This is a genomic window from Butyrivibrio sp. XPD2002, assembly GCF_000423945.1.
GTDB lineage: Bacteria > Bacillota > Clostridia > Lachnospirales > Lachnospiraceae > Butyrivibrio.
The window spans coordinates 1-19033 of sequence record NZ_AUIY01000028.1; the positions used below are offsets into that span (position 1 = coordinate 1).

18 protein-coding genes and 1 pseudogene are annotated in these 19033 nt (G+C 41.2%); 16 read left to right on the forward strand and 3 right to left on the reverse strand.

The window, feature by feature from the left end:
• The first annotated feature begins 231 nt into the window (after positions 1 to 231).
• The 3 genes from G587_RS0113635 to G587_RS0113645 all read left to right on the forward strand — a co-directional run bounded on the left by G587_RS0113635 (position 232) and on the right by G587_RS0113645 (position 2387).
• A complete protein-coding gene (locus G587_RS0113635; RefSeq protein ID WP_026492712.1) occupies positions 232 to 654 on the forward strand; it encodes a flavodoxin in 423 nt (140 codons plus the stop codon).
• A 243-nt stretch (positions 655 to 897) separates the two neighbouring features.
• Positions 898 to 1116 (forward strand): helix-turn-helix domain-containing protein, encoded by a 219-nt coding sequence (locus G587_RS0113640; RefSeq protein ID WP_026492713.1) that lies wholly within the window; start codon positions 898 to 900, stop codon positions 1114 to 1116.
• The gene (locus G587_RS0113645) at positions 1113 to 2387 is read left to right on the forward strand and encodes a HipA domain-containing protein (RefSeq protein WP_026492714.1); all 1275 of its coding nucleotides are present in this window, start codon (positions 1113 to 1115) and stop codon (positions 2385 to 2387) included. Before G587_RS0113640 ends, G587_RS0113645 begins: the two co-directional genes overlap by 4 nt.
• A 12-nt stretch (positions 2388 to 2399) precedes the next feature.
• Here the strand turns inward: G587_RS0113645 and G587_RS0113650 are convergent, their stop codons facing one another.
• Together G587_RS0113650 and G587_RS0113655 are read right to left on the reverse strand one after the other, a co-directional pair.
• The gene (locus G587_RS0113650; RefSeq protein WP_026492715.1) at positions 2400 to 2705 is read right to left on the reverse strand and encodes a YolD-like family protein; all 306 of its coding nucleotides are present in this window, start codon (positions 2703 to 2705) and stop codon (positions 2400 to 2402) included.
• A 9-nt stretch (positions 2706 to 2714) separates the two neighbouring features.
• The gene (locus G587_RS0113655; protein WP_026492716.1) at positions 2715 to 3980 is read right to left on the reverse strand and encodes a Y-family DNA polymerase; all 1266 of its coding nucleotides are present in this window, start codon (positions 3978 to 3980) and stop codon (positions 2715 to 2717) included.
• A 224-nt stretch (positions 3981 to 4204) separates the two neighbouring features.
• On the opposite strand from G587_RS0113655, the gene G587_RS0113660 reads away from it, so the two are divergent.
• The 6 genes from G587_RS0113660 (at position 4205) to budA (ending at position 9726) form a co-directional block, all read left to right on the forward strand.
• On the forward strand, positions 4205 to 4744 hold the full coding sequence (locus G587_RS0113660; RefSeq protein ID WP_026492717.1) for a glutathione peroxidase: 540 nt from the start codon (positions 4205 to 4207) through the stop codon (positions 4742 to 4744).
• A gap of 25 nt (positions 4745 to 4769) precedes the next feature.
• Positions 4770 to 5207, forward strand: coding sequence for a flavodoxin (locus G587_RS0113665; protein ID WP_026492718.1), 438 nt, complete (start codon positions 4770 to 4772; stop codon positions 5205 to 5207).
• A 131-nt stretch (positions 5208 to 5338) separates the two neighbouring features.
• Positions 5339 to 7009: a BspA family leucine-rich repeat surface protein gene (locus G587_RS24585; protein ID WP_081679460.1), complete on the forward strand. Its 1671-nt coding sequence runs from the start codon at positions 5339 to 5341 to the stop codon at positions 7007 to 7009.
• Positions 7010 to 7215: 206 nt separating this feature from the next.
• A complete protein-coding gene (locus G587_RS25535; RefSeq protein ID WP_155829557.1) occupies positions 7216 to 7392 on the forward strand; it encodes a hypothetical protein in 177 nt (58 codons plus the stop codon).
• Between the two features lie 193 nt (positions 7393 to 7585).
• Positions 7586 to 8512 carry a ketopantoate reductase family protein gene (locus G587_RS0113680; protein ID WP_026492720.1) on the forward strand — a complete coding sequence of 309 codons (927 nt, stop codon included), beginning with the start codon at positions 7586 to 7588 and terminating at the stop codon, positions 8510 to 8512.
• A gap of 464 nt (positions 8513 to 8976) precedes the next feature.
• The gene (budA, locus tag G587_RS0113685) at positions 8977 to 9726 is read left to right on the forward strand and encodes an acetolactate decarboxylase (protein WP_026492721.1); all 750 of its coding nucleotides are present in this window, start codon (positions 8977 to 8979) and stop codon (positions 9724 to 9726) included.
• Positions 9727 to 9746: 20 nt separating this feature from the next.
• On the opposite strand, the gene G587_RS0113690 is transcribed toward budA, so the two are convergent.
• Positions 9747 to 10529 (reverse strand): formate/nitrite transporter family protein, encoded by a 783-nt coding sequence (locus G587_RS0113690; RefSeq protein WP_026492722.1) that lies wholly within the window; start codon positions 10527 to 10529, stop codon positions 9747 to 9749.
• A 264-nt stretch (positions 10530 to 10793) separates the two neighbouring features.
• Here G587_RS0113690 and G587_RS0113695 point away from each other — a divergent pair, with 264 nt between their 5' ends.
• The 7 genes and pseudogenes from G587_RS0113695 (at position 10794) to eno (ending at position 18972) form a co-directional block, all read left to right on the forward strand.
• Positions 10794 to 11735: a hypothetical protein gene (locus G587_RS0113695; protein WP_155829559.1), complete on the forward strand. Its 942-nt coding sequence runs from the start codon at positions 10794 to 10796 to the stop codon at positions 11733 to 11735.
• A gap of 12 nt (positions 11736 to 11747) precedes the next feature.
• Complete coding sequence (locus G587_RS0113700; RefSeq protein WP_026492724.1) at positions 11748 to 13991, forward strand: MATE family efflux transporter; 2244 nt, start codon at positions 11748 to 11750, stop codon at positions 13989 to 13991.
• Between the two features lie 82 nt (positions 13992 to 14073).
• The gene (locus G587_RS0113705) at positions 14074 to 15450 is read left to right on the forward strand and encodes a TrpB-like pyridoxal phosphate-dependent enzyme (protein ID WP_026492725.1); all 1377 of its coding nucleotides are present in this window, start codon (positions 14074 to 14076) and stop codon (positions 15448 to 15450) included.
• Between the two features lie 187 nt (positions 15451 to 15637).
• The gene (locus tag G587_RS0113710; protein ID WP_026492726.1) at positions 15638 to 16414 is read left to right on the forward strand and encodes a ZIP family metal transporter; all 777 of its coding nucleotides are present in this window, start codon (positions 15638 to 15640) and stop codon (positions 16412 to 16414) included.
• 378 nt (positions 16415 to 16792) lie between these two features.
• Entirely contained in the window at positions 16793 to 17119 is a 327-nt protein-coding gene (locus G587_RS0113720) for a hypothetical protein (RefSeq protein WP_026492727.1), read from the forward strand.
• A complete protein-coding gene (locus G587_RS0113725; protein ID WP_026492728.1) occupies positions 17101 to 17472 on the forward strand; it encodes a heavy-metal-associated domain-containing protein in 372 nt (123 codons plus the stop codon). Before G587_RS0113720 ends, G587_RS0113725 begins: the two co-directional genes overlap by 19 nt.
• Before the next feature lie 202 nt (positions 17473 to 17674).
• Positions 17675 to 18972, forward strand: a pseudogene (gene eno / locus G587_RS22835) (phosphopyruvate hydratase).
• The last annotated feature ends 61 nt before the right edge of the window (positions 18973 to 19033 follow it).

A 19033-nucleotide genomic window follows, 5' to 3' on the forward strand; every position in this document is an offset into this window, starting at 1 on the left:
CATAAAAATCATTATGAATGAGTTGAGGCAAAAAACAACCCCACCCCTCATGATTGAGGGGCAGGGGAGTTGAGGTGCCGTAGGCACTTTTTTATTGCACAAATGTCTAAGTTGAAAAAACTTATCATCATAGTTTGTCAGAACCTGTTGAAAAGAAAATACTGATATGATAACCTTTGGACAGTTAGCAATAGCTAACATAGTTGTAACAGCAAAGGAGGAAAAATCAGTATGAGTAAAGTAGCAGTTGTATATTGGAGCGGTACAGGAAATACAGCAACCATGGCAAACGCAGTTGCTGATGGAGCAAAGGGAGCAGGTGCTGAGGTTACAGTTCTTAACCCGTCAGAGTTCAGTGCAGACAAGGTTTCAAGCTTTGACAGCATTGCCTTTGGATGTCCTGCAATGGGAGCTGAGGTTTTGGAGGAAACAGAGTTTGATCCCATGTTTTCAGCCGTAGAAGGCTCTCTTTCAGGAAAGAAGATTGGATTGTTCGGTTCATTCGGATGGGGAGACGGCCAGTGGATGAGAGACTGGGAGGATCGCTGTAAGGGTGACGGAGCAGTTCTTGCCACAGACAGTGTAATGGCCAATAATGCTCCGGATGATTCAGCTCTTGAGGAATGCAGATCTCTGGGAATGGCACTTGCATAAAGGTATAGACAGTATTAGAGGAAAAATATAATAACATGAATAATGTGTAGCGAGCTGGTCATGGTGACCAGCTCGTTTCGGCATATATACGAAAATGTTGATAAAGACCCTATAGGAAGGGAAAACTTGACTACGCCGTACGGCTTATTATAGAATGAAATGAGAAAAATAAAGCCGAACGGCGTATTTTTGTATTTGAATGTTTATATTTGTTCGTACGGCTTATTTTGGGCGGAGGCGTATATGATAATAAACAATGCGGCTGATTTTGGTAAAGCATTGAAAAATCGTAGAAAAGAACTTGGCTATACCCAGCGATATATTTCTGAATTTACCGGATTCAGTATCAGTTTTATTTCGGATTTGGAAAATGGCAAGAGCACGGCTGAACTGGGAAAAGCTATTTATCTTGCCAATATGCTGGGACTTGATATTGCTGCTAATGCGAGGGGAAATAAATGAGACATTATAATGTATATCTTGAAATAGACGGGAGTCAGGTAAAAGTAGGAGAAATAGAAGGTAATTCTTCTGAAGATGCCAGCTTTTCATATTCAAAAGAATATGTAGCGAGGACAGATTCAAGGGCTATTTCTGTATCATTACCAATACAGGAGGAGCCTTTTTCTCCTGAACGTACCAAAATCTTTTTTGACGGACTTCTGCCAGAAGGATTTATGAGAAAGAGCATAGCTACTAATATGCACTTTGATGAGAATGATTATCTGTCGATTCTTTATAACCTTGGGAAGGAATGCCTTGGCGCAATAAGAATAGATGAGTCTGATGAGGAGCAGGAATCCGGGTATGAAGCTATAACTTCTATGCAAGTAGAGGAGCTGGCAGCTGAAGGAACAACCAAATCCACGGAGATAGTAATAAAAACGCACTTATCGCTGACAGGGGCTTCAGGAAAAGTTGGACTATATTATGATGAAAAAGAGGGAAGATGGTATCTGCCCTGCGGACTTGCACCAAGTACACATATAGTTAAGCAAAGTCATATTAGGCTTGATGGGATAGTTACAAACGAGCAATTGTCTATGTTAACAGCTCATAAATGCGGAATAGATATTCCGGAGAGCTTTATTATTAATGTCGGCCAGGGTACTGATTCACAGGTTCTTTTTGCTACAAAAAGATATGACAGGATTATTGATGAAACATCACAGTTGATTGGAAATTTGAAGCGTCCTTTCAGGGTGCATCAGGAAGATTTTGCTCAGGCCATGGGAGTGGCAGCCTTTGAAAAATATGAAACAGACGGTCAGAACTACGCTGAGAAAATGTTTGAAATAATCCGAAATTATGCAAGAAGGCCGTTGGAAGATCAATTGCGTCTTTGGGATAGAATAGTGTTTAACTTTGTGCTTGGCAATACGGATGCACATATTAAAAACTATTCGCTTCTGTATGACCCACATATGGAAGGAATATCACTTGCTCCGGCGTACGATATGATAAGCACGGTGATTTATGAGAGTGCGACGAAAGATATGTCTTTTAACATCGGTGGAATAAGAAATCTAGATAGCATTGATGAAGATAGCTTTAAGTCACTTGCTGCAAAAGTTGGAATTGGTGAGAAAATCGCTATGAGTAATTATCATAAGGTTCTCGACCGATTTGAAAATGCGGTGAAGGAATCCGCTGAAGAATTGAAGGAGATGGGCTTTGTCAATGCAGGAGACATTGCAGAAAGAATTCTTCTGGCACGAAAAAAAGCACTGTAAGTTATCACAGAATTACACCTGTATTTCTCGTATATTATCAAAACTAATGTCTGTTGTGACAACAGTAAGATACCGGGCGTCCTTCTTTATATTGGAGATCAGCCCGGTCTTCTTTATGTAAGCACCATAATCGTAATAGGTTATGGTGACCATGTCACCAACCTTTAGAAGAGATAGCTGATAGTCGAGGAAGTCCAAGGCTTCTTCAGACAAAATGATCTTTTCTACTTCTATACGTTCCTTTTCCCTTAATGCGGACTCAAAGCCCTTAAGTGCTGCAAAGGGCATGAACTGGCTTGCTCTGTCTGCTCTTGGCATATATTCCTCCTATATTATTGAACCTGCTTTATGGCCGCCGATCTGTGCGTTTCGTTCTATTGCATTTCCTGCATCAAGAAGATCCATGCCCTTAAGAATGGCGTTTTTACCATAGCGGGCTTTAATCTCATTTACTGACTGTGTGATCTTGCGGTCTTTTTCCATTATCTCCGGGTCAACAAAAAAGCTGTACTGCTCAAAACATTCATCAAGAACAGAATTGGCGCTAATACCGACCCTGCGGATAGGGACATTTCGCAAGGTGCTCCTTAAATAAAGCTTCGTATAGGCATCCATAAGAATCCTGTAGGAGTTGGTCGTGACCTGGAGATTCGTACTTGCGCCCGTGGATGGGAAGGTTTCTGCACTGTAACCCACATAAAGTGAGAGATTGCTGCTAACAACATGGGCTGCGACCATATCAAGGGACAACTCATCTGCCATTTCCTTCACGATGATAAGTGCTTCATCAAAATTGTAATCACGCATCAGTACCTGTCCGCAGGAGAGGGATTTTGAGCGTGAGCGGTAGTTCTTGATTTCCTGCATGGTGCAGGGCTCCCGTCCCCAGGCGTGGTCAATCAGGTATTCGGCAAGGACGCCGAAATTTTTATATAGCAGTTTTTCAGGAAAAATCGCAATATCTCCCTGGGTATACATGCCAAGGGAGTTGAGCCTTCTCTGGGTGCCGGGACCAATTCGCCAAAAATCTGTCAGGGGTCTGTGTGTCCACAGTTTTTGCTTAAAAGATTCCTCATCAAGCTCAGCTATAAAGTCGGGAGAGTGTTTAGCCAGGATATCAAGGGCTACCTTCGCCAGATAAAGGTTAGTGCCAATGCCGCAGGTAGCCCGCAGTCCCAGTTTATCCCTTATGTCGCCCATGATCCTAAGTGCAAGGTCGTGGGCTGATAAGGAGTACATACCAAGATAGTTCGTTACATCGAGAAAAGACTCATCAATTGAATAAACATGAATATCTTCCTTAGCGACGTAGCTTAGGTATATACCGTAAATATCGGCAGATATGTCTACATAGCGCTTCATTCTGGGCGGAGCGACTATGTAATCAAGGTGCTTGGGTATCTCATATATTCTGCAGCGGTTCTTGATTCCAAGGGCTTTCATAGCGGGTGTTATTGCAAGGCATATAGTGCCTTTGCTGCGTTCCTTGTCAGCAACAGCGAGAAGGGCTGTCATGGGGTCTAGTCCTCTGTCCACGCATTCCACACTGGCATAGAAGCTCTTTAGATCGATTATCATAAACTGGTTAATCATAAGGCAGCTCCTAGAGTAATGATTAGAACCGACGTTCCGAACATACATTTGGGCAGAGATTATAATACACCAAGAGAACATATGTTTCAATAGAACATATTATTAAATTTTTGTGAGAGCATATATGAGGAGTATTGATTTTTAATTTAAAAAGGTGTACTATACAATTATGAATTGCGCACAATCAAATAGAGATAAATATATAAGTCAAGGAGGAATCAGCAATGATCTATGATTACGAGGTAACTACCGGAACCGGAGAAGAGCTTAGCCTTTCAGATTATAAAGGAAAAGTGATTCTTGTTGTTAATACTGCTACTGGATGTGGTTTCACACCTCAGTATAAGCCCATCGAAGATTTATATCAGAGCTATCATGACAAGGGATTGGAGATACTTGATATTCCCTGCAACCAGTTTGGCGGACAGGTACCCGGAACAGATGAAGAGATCCATGAGTTCTGCACTTTGCACTACAATACTACATTCCCTCAGATGAAGAAGGCTGACGTTAACGGAGAGAATGAGCTTCCGCTTTATACATATCTTAAGTCTCAGAAGGGATTTGAAGGCTTCCAGGATCATCAGTACAGAGAGGTTCTTGAAAAGATGTTTGCAGAAGCAGATCCTGAATGGGATAAAAAGCCTGACATCAAGTGGAACTTTACAAAGTTTGTGATCGACAGAGAAGGAAATGTTGTTGCAAGATTCGAGCCTACAGCTGATGTGGCTGACGTTGAGGCTTGCATCAAGGCATTGCTTTAATTGATGCAGAGAATGGAGGAATACAATGGCTACACTCGTAACATTTTTTAGTGCAGGAGGCAAAACTGCCAATGTTGCAAAGGAGTTTGCAAGTAGAATAGGTGCTGATGTTTTTGAAATTGTTCCTCAGGAACCATACACATCAGCTGACATTAAGTGGACAAATCCGGTTGCAAGATGCAACAGGGAGCAGATAGCAGGGAAAGAAGTACCGGTAAACGGGAAAATAGAGGATTTCGATAAATATGACACCGTATATATCGGATTCCCTATATGGTATGGTCAGGCTCCAAGAGTCATTCATACATTTGGTAAAGGCTATGACTGGTCTGGCAAGGCAGTACATGCTTTTGCTACATCAGGAGGAAGCGGAATAGGAAAAACTGCTGAGAAGCTTAAGCCTTCATTAGCAGGAGTAGCTTCTTTGGATGCAAAGCTTGTTCATAGTGCAGACGAATTGTAAATTGTAATAGTAAGTGCCGGATTCCTGTTATGGGAATCCGGTATTTTCATGGAGGATGCATCCCCACTCCCGATATGCTATAATCCCTAATCGAGAGGACATTTTACGAAAAGTTTTAAGGGGAAATCAAAATGAGGAAAAGTTTCAAAGAACTACTCGTCATCACAGCCATGCTGTGTCTTTTTTTGCTACCGGGATTAACTGGTATCAAAGCTCATGCTGCTACAGGTGTTCTGTATAATGGCCGAACATTCAATAAGACAATTAAATCTTTTGTGGATGCTAATAGCACGCATAATACCAGAGACTATACCATTAAGAAGATAATTTTTGCCAAGGCACCTTCAAAACCTGCTAAGAGCCTTATTCCGGAAAATATAGGCGATGGTGTAACTGTATATTATGACTCGGCTGAACAGACAGTTTATGTCTGCAGTAACTCAAAAATAAAGTTCAACAGTGATTGTGATTCTATGTTCATTGATTTCTATAATGTTGAGGAAATCAATTTTGGTAGTAATGTGATTGATACCAGTGAAATGAAAGATGCAAGTTATATGTTCAGATGCTGTAGCAGTCTGGTAAATCTGGATCTTAGTCAGTTCAGAACTCCTAATCTTGTAAACATGTGCCAGATGTTCCATTGCTGCTTCAAATTAAAGAAAATCAACGTCAGCACCTTTGACACCTCTAATGTTACTGATATGCAGAGTGTTTTCATGAGTGATTCTGCTCTGGAATCGCTTGATCTTAGAAATTGGAATACCTCCAAGGTCAATAGAATGTTCCAGATGTTTGAGGGATTAAGAGGTCTTAAAACTCTTGATCTTTCAAATTTCGATACAAGAAATGTAACAGATATGTATCGCATGTTTAATGGCTGCCGTAATCTTAAGACTCTCAATATCAGCAGCTTCAGGACTCCCAAGTTAATAAATGTCCAGGAGATGTTCACTGGCTGTAGAAGCCTGGAATATCTTAATCTTAGTGGTTTCGATTTATCAAAAGTGGCTGATGCTGACGCTGGAGCATTCCTTGGAAGCTGCATCAGTCTTAAGTATGTTGACGCACCTTGCAAGATTTCGAAGAATTTTGACTACGCAGCTAATTCACCTTATGTGAAAAACTGTGGCATAGGTAAGGTTGCCATAGATGATAACAAAGATGGTAAGGCAGACTCATCCGCTACTTACAGCTATTTCATCAAAGCAAATAAGAGCCACAGATACATGTTCCTTGATGCCATAGAAAGGGAAAAAGAGAAAAAGGATCCCGTGGATCCGATAAAGCCGCCTGTACCGGTTCCTTCAGATCCTACTACTCCTGAAAAGAAGGATGGTGATGTCACACCAGTTTCATCAGAGGAATCTGCCGCTAATCAATCAGGATATGATCTTCCCGCAAATGTCATTATAGATGGGGTTACTTATCATATTGATATTAACGGTCAGGCAACAGTAACTAATATCGCATCTGTAAGAAAAGCTAAAATTAACACTGTTACATATAAAAACGTTGAGTTCCCTGTTACAAGCATTTCGGCAAATGCCGCTAAGGGTAACAGGAAGCTTTCAACTCTTACAGTTGGAAATAACGTTACCAAAATCGGGAAAAAGGCATTTTATAAGTGCAAGAAGCTTAAGAAGGTCACCATAAAGGCTAATAAGAAGCTTAAGGTTGAAAAGAACGCGTTTAAGAAGATTAATAAGGACGGAACGATCAAGGTTAAGTCCCTTAAGGGAAATGCTAAAAAGAAGGTTGTGAAGTCAATTAAGAAGCAGACAGATGCTGTAGTTAAGTAATTTAATCCGTTATTTCTTTACTATGTGACCTCCTTACCGGATAAGAATCCGGTAAGGAGGTTTTTTATACACTTTTATCTTACCATATCCTTTAATGAATCTTAGTGACTAATATAAGCTTCTTACAGCTTTTGCAGAAGTCTATTTTGTAATCTAGGCAATCAGAGCCCTTTTTCTGTATAATTAGAAAATAAGATTAAATAACAATGGGTATTGATATTGAGCCGGACATGATGGATATCTATACGACAAATGCTGATGTGAACTATGATTCTGTTACCGGAACCTTTGCTATTCCGGATAGATATAATATGGCAGGAGATTACCACAAATGGTATCCATACAGGCTGGAATTATCTGCAGTCGTACATATTCAGCATTGAAGCCAGCGGAAATCCTGCAACGATAGGAGCTTATCATGGTACATTGAATCGCGCTAATGGCTTTTTCCATGAGAGTTACGGGTATGAAGGCTCGATCACTGCAACGATAATGGCGACAGCGTCAATCCTCTGGCTGGTTTGCAGGCTGAATAAAAATGGTTGGAAATATAAAAACTAAACGGAAAGGGTCAAAATGGAATTTAAAAAGATTGCATTAATCGGAGCAGGAGCGGTCGGAAGCTATATATTGTGGGGACTTTCACATAAGGACGAGTTAGATCTTTCTGTTGTCGCATCGGGAAAGCGAAAAGAAAGAATTGAGACAGAAGGCTTATGTATTAACGACAAGCTTTATAAGCCTGTGGTGAAGACACCGCAAGAAGCTTTCGGAGCAGATCTTGTTATTGTGGCAGTAAAATATAATGCCCTGCCAACGGCTGTTCTGGATATAAAGGAAATCGTAGATGAGCATACCGTAGTAATAAGTCTTATGAACGGTGTTGATAGCGAAGATGTGATAGCTTCTGAAATTGGCGAGGAACATATAGTTCCGGCACTTATAAAAGTCGCTTCAGAAAGAAAACAGAACAGGATATATTTTGATCCGGAATCCACGATTGGAGTGGTCTATGGAGAAAAAGATGGAAAGAGCTCGGAAAGAACACTAGCGCTAGAGCAGCTTTTTGAAGGAACCGGGCTCCATTACAGAGAGACAGATGTTATATTATCGGAAATATGGAGCAAGTTCAGATTAAACGTGGGTAATAACCTACTTCAGGCAATGCTGAGTGTGGGCGTAGGTGCGTATGGCGATAGTGAACACATCGCTGCGATCAGAGAAGGCCTTGTAAAAGAGCTTGATGAGATTGCAAAAGCGAAGGGTATAGACATATCTTTGGCAGATCCATCATCGACCAGAGGAAGCAAAGTCTTTAAGCGTGCAAGATACTCAACTCTTCAGGATCTTGATGCGAAAAGGCACACAGAGATTGATATGTTTTCAGGTGCGTTAATTCGAATGGGCAAGCAATATGGCATCTCTACACCGTATAATGAATTCACATTTCATATGATAAAGGCTTTAGAAGAAAAGAATGACGGAAAATTTGATTACAGTTGATATAAATATCAAATGAGCTGATATGTAATTTCAAACTAAAACTATAAGCTCTGGATTCTTACAATGAATCCAGGGCTTTTTTTGCGAATATAGGGATATTAGGTACATTGTTGTTGAAGGTCCGTATTATTCCCACATAAAAAAGACAAAAATGGAATAATATAAAGATTAATGAGGGAATCCGGGTTCTTGTCACGTAGAACCCGGATTTTTTGTGTTTGAAGAAAAGTTTTTATTCTTATGAGGGAGTCAAGAGAGCTGTTTCTCTCTTAATGATTTAAGGATACAGGCAAAATCGTAAAAGAAAGTGACTGGTCTGTGTAAAATCTGTGAATCATTTTGATGACAGCGATTATCTGAATATCTAAAAAGTCTATTAAATATGAGCATTGGTTCATCTTCTTGAAAATAGGAGATGTAAAATATAGTTGGTGTTTAATACACGATTGAAAATGAGGAGCGATATGAAGGGACAAGATAATGGGAAGTATTACCAGGTATCTACTTTACAGGCTCTGGCATTAGGATTTTCGAAGTCTGTTATTACAGTAGAAGAACTACTACAGCATGGAGATATGGGGCTTGGAACATTTGAAGATGTGGATGGCGAAATGATTGTCTTGGACGGAAGGTGTTACCGGGCTAAGAATAATGGAGATGTGGTTTTTGCAGAGGATGATCGGGGTGTTCCATTTGCTTCTGTATGTTGTTTTCATGCGCAGAGAATTGAGACTCTTGGGGAAATGAGCTCAATAGAACAGCTCAAATCATGGTTGACCCTTAAGATAGAAGAAGATTTTGGGCTTAATTCCATGTATGCCGTTCGGATTGATGGTGAGTTTTCCATGGTGGACGCAAGGTCGGAATCAGGGACAAAGGCACATCATGTGACACTTAAGGATGCTCTGAGCGTTACGCAGAAAGCTTTTAGGTTTGAGAATATCAAGGGTTCGCTTGTGTGCGTGTACTATCCTGACTATATGGATGGAATAAATGCTGCAGGATGGCATTTGCATTTCCTTTCAGACGATAAAAAACATGGCGGACATGTATTTGATATCGCCCTAAAACAAGGAAATGCGTCTATATGCAGGATTACAAGCGTAGAGGTTCGAATACCGGACACACCTGCATTTGATACCTATGCACTTAAGGGCGTATCAAAGGATGAGATAAAAAGTGTGGAACAGGGGACTTCCAGAACACAAGAATGAATCTGGGCGAGGCTCCAATTTCATTTTTTTAAGTAGATAGTGTAATACATAGCACCAACACAGACAGCGCCACCAATTATATTCCCGATTGTTACCGGAATAAGATTTGTTACAAAGAATCCAAACAGACTAAGTCCATCCGCAGGAAGTCCGTAAACAGCTGATGTCAGCATTCCTGCAGGAATGAAGTACATGTTGGCGATGCAGTGCTCAAAGCCGCAAATGATGAATAGCATTACAGGAAGCCACAGAGCAAGGACTTTTCCGGCAATTTCGTCAGCTGAGAAAGAACACCATACAGCCAGACAAACAAGTACGTTACAGAGAATACCTCTAAGCAGACCGTCACTGAAAGATATATTTGCCTTGGTAACAGCAGTTGAAATAACTGACTCTGCAAGAGCATTATTGGCAAATGAGTAAATATGGGAAGTGGAAGCTATAAGTGCGATAAGGAATCCGCCGACCATATTTCCAAAATAGACAAGCACCCAGTTCTTAAGCATTCCAGAAAGCTTAGCTTTTCCGGACAGAACAGGAATAAAGATGAGGCAATTACCTGTAAAGAGCTCAGCGCCTCCAACAAGAACCATAAAAAGACCTATTGGGAAAACAACACTGCTGATCATGCGTGCACTAGATGGGTCAGCTGCCGTGCAGCTTGCTATCTGACTTCCGAGACCGCCAAGAGCTATATAGACGCCAGCAAGGATTCCCAAAAGGAACGTCTTGAGAGCAGGGAGTTCTGTCTTACCCTTTCCTACAGATTCGTATGTTGCTGCTATTTCAGCGGGTGATTTCATGTTATTGACCTTCTTTCATACTAGAGAATAATTGCCACAATAATAGAATACAGTAAAATAAGTAGTTCTTGTGGCAGCAAATGCGATTTTATAAAAAAAATTTATTATTTGCAAGGGATTCCCCATTTTGATATAGCCATTTTTTAAAATTAGTACCTATTCCAAGCCAATGGAAGCAATTAAGTTTATACATTTTTAACAAAAGAAATAAACGTAAAAGTGGTAAAATTATAATACCGATGAAATGTATAAGGAGAATAATTTATGGCTGTCGTATTTACACTATTGTCGATGCTGATGACCTGTGCCTGCGATCTTTTTGAAAAGAAATCCGTATCCTCCAAGACAGAAGAAGTAATAAAGACCTTGGTCTGGTATGGAATCTTTAATGCACTTTTGCTGGTTGCAGTGCTATTATTCGGTCTGGATGAAACCTCGCTGCTTCCGCATCAGCTTATTCTCAAAAAACCTATTATAATAATTTCTCCGATACTGAATTACGTTTGTTTGTTTTTTGCCCTGGTAGCTTACAAGTATGTGGGAGTTTCTGTCAGAAATTCTTTCGTAAATATCGATGGTATTTTTTTTGTTATCCTTTTGGTGATGTATCACCTGATAACCGGAAACGCCGATTTTGCTACCAGATTGTTCAAGCCATTAACGATCATCGGTCTTATACTTGTTTTCAGCGCAGGCATGATCTATCCCCACTTAAAAGGACCTGTGGAAGAAGGCAGGAATAAGGATTCGGAATCAGAAGAAAAGTCAAGGGGAATACTTATTTTAGGCATCATTATAGCTGTCATTGCAGCGTTTTTTGATGGTTCCGAATCTATGGTAACAAGTGTTCTTATTGGAGATGAAATAGTAGATTCCCTTGATTATATCGCTGTAGCTTCCCTGTTACAGGTTATCTTTACTTTCTTTTTATGGATATATCTTTGGATTAAAAACAAAAAGCCGCATAATCCTTTCCGGAAATCGGAAAAAAACCGTTTCCTCGGAGAGTTTTGCTTACTTGCAAGCGATCTTTTCTACGTTTTCGCGTTGTCGAGAGATGCCCTTTTAGGAATTATTTTATGGAATGCATTTCCGGTCCTTGATATTGTGGGAGCACGTATCTTTATGAAGGAAAAGCTGAGCTGCATACAGTATCTGGTTTTGGGAATGCTGATTGTAGGAGCTGTGTTTGTCGGGTTGTCTTAAGAGGAAAATAATATGGAGAAGCGTCTAAGACATATTGGTAAACGTATCATACAGACCGTGGTCATAGCAGCATTGGCAGTTCTGGTAGATTATCTTGCCGTAGTATGGTCAAATGATGAGTCTATCTGGCTGGGTGAAGCCGTGGAAGTTGTCGGATCAATAATGTGTAGCCCGGCAGTGGGAGGCTTCGCAACAGTTATTTGCGTCCTGGTAACAGATTTTATAGAATACCATAGCTTTGAATATAGCTTTATGTGTATTTTTGAAGGAGCATCTATGGCTCTGATCGGTGTAATTTACCGTGCTCTGGTAAAGGACGAGGATAATTTCGGAATTCGCGAGATTGTAATTTTTAATTTCGTCCAGGTACTGGTAAACACTATTGTCTTATACCTTGCAACACCACCTACTGCTATAATGGTTTTCGGATTTATCATCGGGGACTGGTCAAAGGAACTTCTTGTGGAAGAGATGGGGATACTGGGAGATAATACTTTTTCTGCCATCATTTCCATAGCACTTATCGGAACGTTTCTGCTGGCAATATGCATTTCCTTCAGGAAGAAACTTAAGGAATATGGGAATGCTTCCGATGTAGTAAAGTCCGTCTTTAAATCTACCTTTATCAATAAAGAATATAGAACACGTGCCTTTGAATATACATTTGGTATATTTTTTGCGATTGCACTTACCATGACGGACGGAGTGGTTTCTGGACACGTTTTGGGAGAAAAAGCGCTGGCCGCAACTTCAATCATGGTTCCCCTTATATCCTTAAGCACCTTCATTTCCAATATCATCACCTCCGGATGTTCCAACCTCTGTGCTATAGCCAAGGGAGATGGTGATTATGAAAGAGGAAGGAAGCTCTTTTCTCTCGGTCTTATGACAACGATTTTTCTGGGAGTTATTCAGATTCCTGTCTACTTTTTCACTGAGAATCTGTATTTTGCATACTTTACATCTTCGCCGGAGATTGAAGCTTTTGCCAGAGAGTATTATCACTTTTATATTTTTGTTCCTCCATTAATGGGCCTGGCCACATTTTTTGACGAGATAGCTGCATCTGACGGGGATGATGGGCTTTCCTATGCCGGATATCTTGTCTCCTTTGCCGTTAATGTGGGAATGTCTATTGCTTTATCAAATATAATTGGGATGTCAGGTCTTTCGATTGCTACTGTGTTAAGCTACGTGGCTTATATCATTGTGGTTTCGGTTCATTTCTTTAAGAAAAGCAATACCTACAAGTTCTGTTTCCACTTTTCGTTCCGCGATCTTTTTGTATTTGCAGAGCGTTCACTTAAAAGTAATGTCAAAGGACTTTGTATGGCCTTGGCATCAGCATCATTTACCAAAGCAATCTTATTATTCTGGGGAAGCAGCTACCTCATTGTAAATACAGTGCTTTGTGCCATGTTGGAGATATACGAAATAATCAATGGTCCTTCTGAGGCGGCAGAGTATCTTTTTGCCACATATGCGGGTGAAAAAAATAGTGATGGTCTGAAGACACTTTTTAAAGAAGCGCTGACGGTCACCCTGATAGGTGGCATGGTACTTTCTCTTTTCTTACTGGTGGCACCAAATACAGTGCTTCTACTCTATGGAGTGGAGGAATCTCCGCTTAGAGCTGAACTTATCAAATGTATCCGATTCTCTGCCGTGGGAGTTATCGCTGCGGCTGTTGGAGGCTTCTTAAGCGATTACTACGGAAATATCGGAAATCCGATGTGGTCTTGTTTAATGATGGTTTTCCGAACAGCCTTATTTCCGATTTTGTTTTGTGTCACCTTTAGTCTTAATGGCGGAATCATTTTCATGGGCAAAGGAATGTTGCTTTCCCAGGTTGTTGCTGTAGCTATTTTCTATGGATTTGTTTTTATTGTTAAGGGCGGTGACAGCATACCTTATTTACTGGATGATCCGGATTTTGAAAAGGTAAAAATGAATTCCTTTGATTATACCCCTGCGGAATATGAACGGATATTGGGCTGGATCAACGATAACCTTAAAGAGCAGGGAATAGAAGAAACAAAGATAGCGGAAGTTAAGGAATTAGCCAGTTCATTGTTTAAGATAACAGAGGAAAAGAGCGGTAAAAAGAAAGTGCTTGGTGAATGTGTACTCAGGTTCCTGGGAGATCCGGAGGTCATAATCAAGGACAACGGGGAGCTGTTTAAGCCTGATATTACTGATGATCGTCATATATATAATGTGCTTATGTCATGTAACAGCAATAAAATCTGTGTATAGTTTTTCATTGCTTCTCGATTGACTTTATATGCTAAAAATGCTTTAATGATTTAAACTGATAAAGAGGAAAAGGATTAAGACAATGAGTGAAGAGAAAAAAATCCCGTATAAAATTTATTTAAGCGAAGACGAGATTCCCAAGCAGTGGTATAACGTAAGAGCTGATATGAAGAATAAACCGGCTCCGCTGCTTAATCCCGCAACCTTAGAGCCCATGGGCTTTGAGGATCTGAGACCTGTTTTTTGTGACGAGCTCATTAAGCAGGAACTCGATGATACAACTCCATATATTGATATTCCGCAGGAGGTTCAGGATTTTTACAGAATGTACAGACCTGCACCGCTGGTAAGAGCATATTGTCTTGAAAAGGCTCTTGGAACACCTGCAAAGATTTATTACAAGTTTGAAGGTAACAATACAAGCGGAAGCCATAAGCTCAATTCCGCTATTGTTCAGGCATATTATGCAAAGAAGCAGGGCCTTAAGGGTGTTACAACCGAGACCGGAGCAGGTCAGTGGGGAACAGCTCTTTCTATGGCATCTGCATATCTTGGAATCGACTGCAAGGTCTATATGGTTAAGGTTTCTTACGAGCAGAAGCCCTTCAGACGTGAGGTTATGCGCACATACGGCGCAAGCGTAACTCCTTCTCCTTCCATGGAAACCGAGATAGGAAAAAAGATAAATGCAGAGCATCCCGGAACAACAGGTTCACTCGGATGCGCAATTTCAGAGGCTGTTGAGGTAGCTACAAAGACAGAGGGCTACAGATATGTTCTTGGAAGCGTGCTTAACCAGGTTCTTCTCCATCAGACTGTTATCGGTCTTGAGGCAAAGGCAGCGCTTGATAAGTATGGAGTAACACCTGATATCATTATCGGCTGCGCAGGTGGTGGATCAAACCTTGGCGGACTTATTTCTCCTTTCATGGGGGAGAAGCTCCGCGGTGAAAAGGATTACAGGATCATAGCTGTAGAGCCTGCAAGCTGTCCCAGCTTCACAAGAGGAAGGTTTGCATACGACTTCTGCGATACCGGAATGGTTTGTCCTCTTGCAAAGATGTACACTCTCGGCAGCAACTTCATTCCTTCAGCTAACCATGCCGGAGGACTTAGATATCACGGCATGAGCCCGATTCTGTCACAGCTTTATCATGATGGATACATGGAGGCAGTTACAGCAGAGCAGACTGCAGTATTCGATGCTGCTCAGAAATTCGCAAGAGTAGAGGGTATCCTTCCTGCACCTGAGAGCTCACACGCTATCAAGGTCGCTATTGATGAGGCACTTAAGTGTAAGGAGACAGGAGAGGAGAAGACAATTCTCTTTGGCCTTACAGGAACCGGATACTTCGATATGGTTGCATATCAGAAGTTCAATGATGGCGACATGACTGATTTCATCCCTACAGATGAGGAGCTTGAAAAGAGCTTCGCTACACTTCCGAAGGTTGAATAAACAGAGTCTTAGTAAAAAATGCGAGAATTTTATAAAAATGTCTCATTATGATAGAATACGGAGGAATTTCTAAATTGAATTCCTCCGTTTTTTTGATAATATATAGGTAAAAGTTGTGCACAATATAAAAGTACACAACAACGGAATGATATTTAATGCTGAGAAGCATAGAAAAGAGGGCAATGGCATGGAGACGATTTTAGGATTACTGATCCCTTTTGCTGGAACTGCACTTGGTTCAGCTGGCGTTTTCTTTATGAAAAAGGAACTTAGTGGCAAGGTTCAGCGCGCACTCACCGGATTTGCCAGTGGGGTAATGGTGGCAGCGTCGATATGGAGTCTTATTGTTCCTGCGCTGGATCAGTCGGAGCATATGGGAAAGCTTTCATTTCTTCCTGCGGTAATAGGATTCTGGCTGGGTATTTTGTTCCTTTTGTTTCTTGATAGTGTAATCCCTCACCTTCACATGAATGCGGAAAAGGCAGAGGGACCAAAATCAAAGCTAAAAAAGACAACAATGATGGTTTTGGCAGTAACTCTTCATAATATTCCTGAAGGAATGGCAGTTGGAGCAGTATTTGCCGGACTCCGCTCAGGATCTGATGCAGTTACGGCTGGTGGAGCACTTGCACTGTCACTTGGTATTGCCATTCAGAATTTCCCCGAAGGAGCTATCATTTCAATGCCCCTTCACGCGCGGGGAGAGAGTAAGTTCAAAGCTTTTATGGGAGGCGCGTTGTCAGGCGCTGTTGAGCCTCTTGGAGCGCTTCTTACAATTCTTGCAGCGGGATTGGTTGTTCCGGTATTGCCATATCTGCTTTCATTTGCAGCAGGAGCCATGATGTACGTGGTTGTAGAGGAGCTTATTCCTGAAATGTCAGAGGGAGAGCACTCAAATATCGGAGTATTGATGTTTGCTGTAGGATTTACACTAATGATGGCTCTTGATGTGGCTTTAGGATGAGTATGTTAAAAAGGTGGAGACATTGTCTTCATCTTTTTTTGCATTCGGAAGACGTGTAGCTAAACGCGGAGTCAACGCTGACGGAAGATATATAATCCACTAACCCCGTCCCCCAGGACCATATTGACAGTTCTTTACACTAATGATAGTTTGTTAGCATGAGCTAACTTGGTATCAAAAAGGAGGAACTGGCAATGTTTAAAAAGGTCGCCCCATATATGGGGGAGTACAAAAAGTACACTGCTCTCGCGGCAATTATGATGTGCATAGGTATTGTAGCAAATATCTTGCCGTATTTTATCAACAAAACTGATTGCTACAGAGATTGCCATAATTGGACTGGTTGTGCTTCTGAGCCTTAGAAGTGTAGTGCCAATAATGGCAGCACTTCTGATGATCATAGCACTTGATTGTATGACGATAGCTGAGGCAATCCCTATGCAGATAGCGATGAGTGTTCTTATCCAGACCAATGTAAAAAAGGAACTGCTGGGAAGAGTTACAACTACAGTGGGAATGTTATCTATGATATCTGTAGCAATAGGTGAGATGCTGTTCGGAGTGCTTAACGATACGTTCATAGTGTACGTATCCATATTTGTTGGAGCAATCGGAGTTGGAATAGGTTCAATAATGTACTCAATTGTTGACAAATATCATATATATGCGAAACGGGAGGAAAAAGGATGGATATTACGACGATAATAATGGCACTGATATTTGCAGGGTCACTTATTCTTTTGGTTGGCATGATGAAAAACAAGCTTCTTCATGGAGGAGGCTGTTGTGGCGGTCATGAGGCACCCCAGCGAAAGGTGAAGGTGGCGGATAAAAATATCAGGCATTATAACTATCATTATGAGGTTGCTATTGAGGGCATGGTTTGCGGTAACTGCGCCACAAGGGTCGAGAATGCCCTAAATAAAAATGATGGAATTTATGCCAAAGTCGATCTGGGAAACAAAAAGGCTGTAATACATGCAAAACAGGAGATTAGTAAAGCTGATGTGGCCAGATATTTGAAGGAATTACCTTATACGATGATGGATTTTAGATAGTGACGAATAATATGATAAATCTTATCATTTGATAATTAAATGATTTATTGAAACGTAAACAACGATATGATAAGCTTCTCTATGTTAGCAATAGCTAACTTGAGTAAATCATTAAATCGCCCCGGGCAGATTACGGGCTGCTCCGGGGCATACCTCTTATGGGGACATTTATTAAAATGCCAGATGGCGGAAAGGTGAAGTAATGAATTATCTTGAAATTGTAAAAGTAATTGGAAGAGAAATCCTGGATTCAAGAGGTAATCCCACAGTTGAAGCAGAGGTTTATCTTGCTGATGGAACCGTAGCGAGAGGAACGGCACCTTCTGGAGCATCAACCGGTGAGTTTGAAGCACTTGAACTTAGAGATGGTGATAAGTCCAGATACCTTGGAAAGGGTGTTTCAAAAGCGGTCGAGAATATAAACGGACCTATTGCAGATGCTATCGTTGGAATGGATGCCTCTGATATATATGCCATTGATGCGGCTATGATAAAGGCTGATGGCACAAAGGATAAATCAAAGCTTGGAGCAAATGCTATCCTTGCTGTGTCTATTGCAGCAGCACGTGCAGCTTCTGTTTCACTTGATATTCCACTTTACAGATTCCTTGGTGGTATCCAGGCAACAGACCTGCCGGTTCCTATGATGAACATCCTTAATGGCGGTGCTCATGCAACAAACACAGTAGACACGCAGGAGTTTATGATCATGCCTGTGGGCGCTCCTTCCTTCAAGGAAGCTCTTAGATGGTGTGCTGAAGTTTTCCATGCACTTGCTAAAATTCTCAAGAGCAAGGGACTTGCAACATCTGTCGGTGATGAGGGCGGCTTTGCTCCTAATCTTGCTAGTGACGAGGAGACAATCGAGACCATTCTTGCGGCAGTTAAGGATGCAGGCTACGAGCCCGGTAAGGACTTCATGATCGCAATGGATGCTGCATCATCAGAGTGGAAGAGTGAAAAAGGAAAGGGCTTCTATAAGCAGCCTAAGTCAGGAAAGAGTTCACATCTGATGAGCTTATCGCTCACTGGGAGTCTCTTGTAGATAAGTATCCTATCATTTCCATCGAGGATGGTCTTGATGAAGAGGATTGGGATGGTTGGAAGAGAATGACTGAGAAAATTGGTCACAAGGTTCAGCTTGTAGGTGATGATCTTTTCGTAACAAATACTGAGCGTCTTGCAAAGGGAATTGAAAACGGCGCAGCTAATTCGATTCTTATAAAGCTCAACCAGATCGGCTCTGTTTCTGAGACACTTGAAGCTATAAAGCTGGCTAACAAGAATGGTTATACAGCAATTTCATCTCACAGATCAGGTGAAACAGCAGATACAACAATCGCTGATCTTGCTGTGGCGCTTAACACAAGACAGATCAAGACAGGAGCACCTTCACGTTCAGAGCGTGTTGCCAAGTATAATCAGCTGCTTCGTATAGAGGAAGAGCTTGGAGATGCAGCAGTATATCCCGGGATGAAAGCGTTTAATGTAAAGAAATGACCCTAAGGGACGGGGTTAGTGGTCCATTTATTGAAAATTAAGAAGATTTTGTGAACTTCAT

Bases quoted from the DNA above. Each gene is read 5' to 3' on its own strand.
- G587_RS0113635 (WP_026492712.1), top strand. From the start codon at position 232: ATGAGTAAAGTAGCAGTTGTATATTGGAGCGGTACAGGAAATACAGCA.
- G587_RS0113640 (WP_026492713.1), top strand. From the start codon at position 898: ATGATAATAAACAATGCGGCTGATTTTGGTAAAGCATTGAAAAATCGT.
- G587_RS0113645 (WP_026492714.1), top strand. From the start codon at position 1,113: ATGAGACATTATAATGTATATCTTGAAATAGACGGGAGTCAGGTAAAA.
- G587_RS0113650 (WP_026492715.1), bottom strand. From the start codon at position 2,705: ATGCCAAGAGCAGACAGAGCAAGCCAGTTCATGCCCTTTGCAGCACTT.
- G587_RS0113655 (WP_026492716.1), bottom strand. From the start codon at position 3,980: ATGATTAACCAGTTTATGATAATCGATCTAAAGAGCTTCTATGCCAGT.
- G587_RS0113660 (WP_026492717.1), top strand. From the start codon at position 4,205: ATGATCTATGATTACGAGGTAACTACCGGAACCGGAGAAGAGCTTAGC.
- G587_RS0113665 (WP_026492718.1), top strand. From the start codon at position 4,770: ATGGCTACACTCGTAACATTTTTTAGTGCAGGAGGCAAAACTGCCAAT.
- G587_RS24585 (WP_081679460.1), top strand. From the start codon at position 5,339: ATGAGGAAAAGTTTCAAAGAACTACTCGTCATCACAGCCATGCTGTGT.
- G587_RS25535 (WP_155829557.1), top strand. From the start codon at position 7,216: ATGGGTATTGATATTGAGCCGGACATGATGGATATCTATACGACAAAT.
- G587_RS0113680 (WP_026492720.1), top strand. From the start codon at position 7,586: ATGGAATTTAAAAAGATTGCATTAATCGGAGCAGGAGCGGTCGGAAGC.
- budA (WP_026492721.1), top strand. From the start codon at position 8,977: ATGAAGGGACAAGATAATGGGAAGTATTACCAGGTATCTACTTTACAG.
- G587_RS0113690 (WP_026492722.1), bottom strand. From the start codon at position 10,529: ATGAAATCACCCGCTGAAATAGCAGCAACATACGAATCTGTAGGAAAG.
- G587_RS0113695 (WP_155829559.1), top strand. From the start codon at position 10,794: ATGGCTGTCGTATTTACACTATTGTCGATGCTGATGACCTGTGCCTGC.
- G587_RS0113700 (WP_026492724.1), top strand. From the start codon at position 11,748: ATGGAGAAGCGTCTAAGACATATTGGTAAACGTATCATACAGACCGTG.
- G587_RS0113705 (WP_026492725.1), top strand. From the start codon at position 14,074: ATGAGTGAAGAGAAAAAAATCCCGTATAAAATTTATTTAAGCGAAGAC.
- G587_RS0113710 (WP_026492726.1), top strand. From the start codon at position 15,638: ATGGAGACGATTTTAGGATTACTGATCCCTTTTGCTGGAACTGCACTT.
- G587_RS0113720 (WP_026492727.1), top strand. From the start codon at position 16,793: ATGGCAGCACTTCTGATGATCATAGCACTTGATTGTATGACGATAGCT.
- G587_RS0113725 (WP_026492728.1), top strand. From the start codon at position 17,101: ATGGATATTACGACGATAATAATGGCACTGATATTTGCAGGGTCACTT.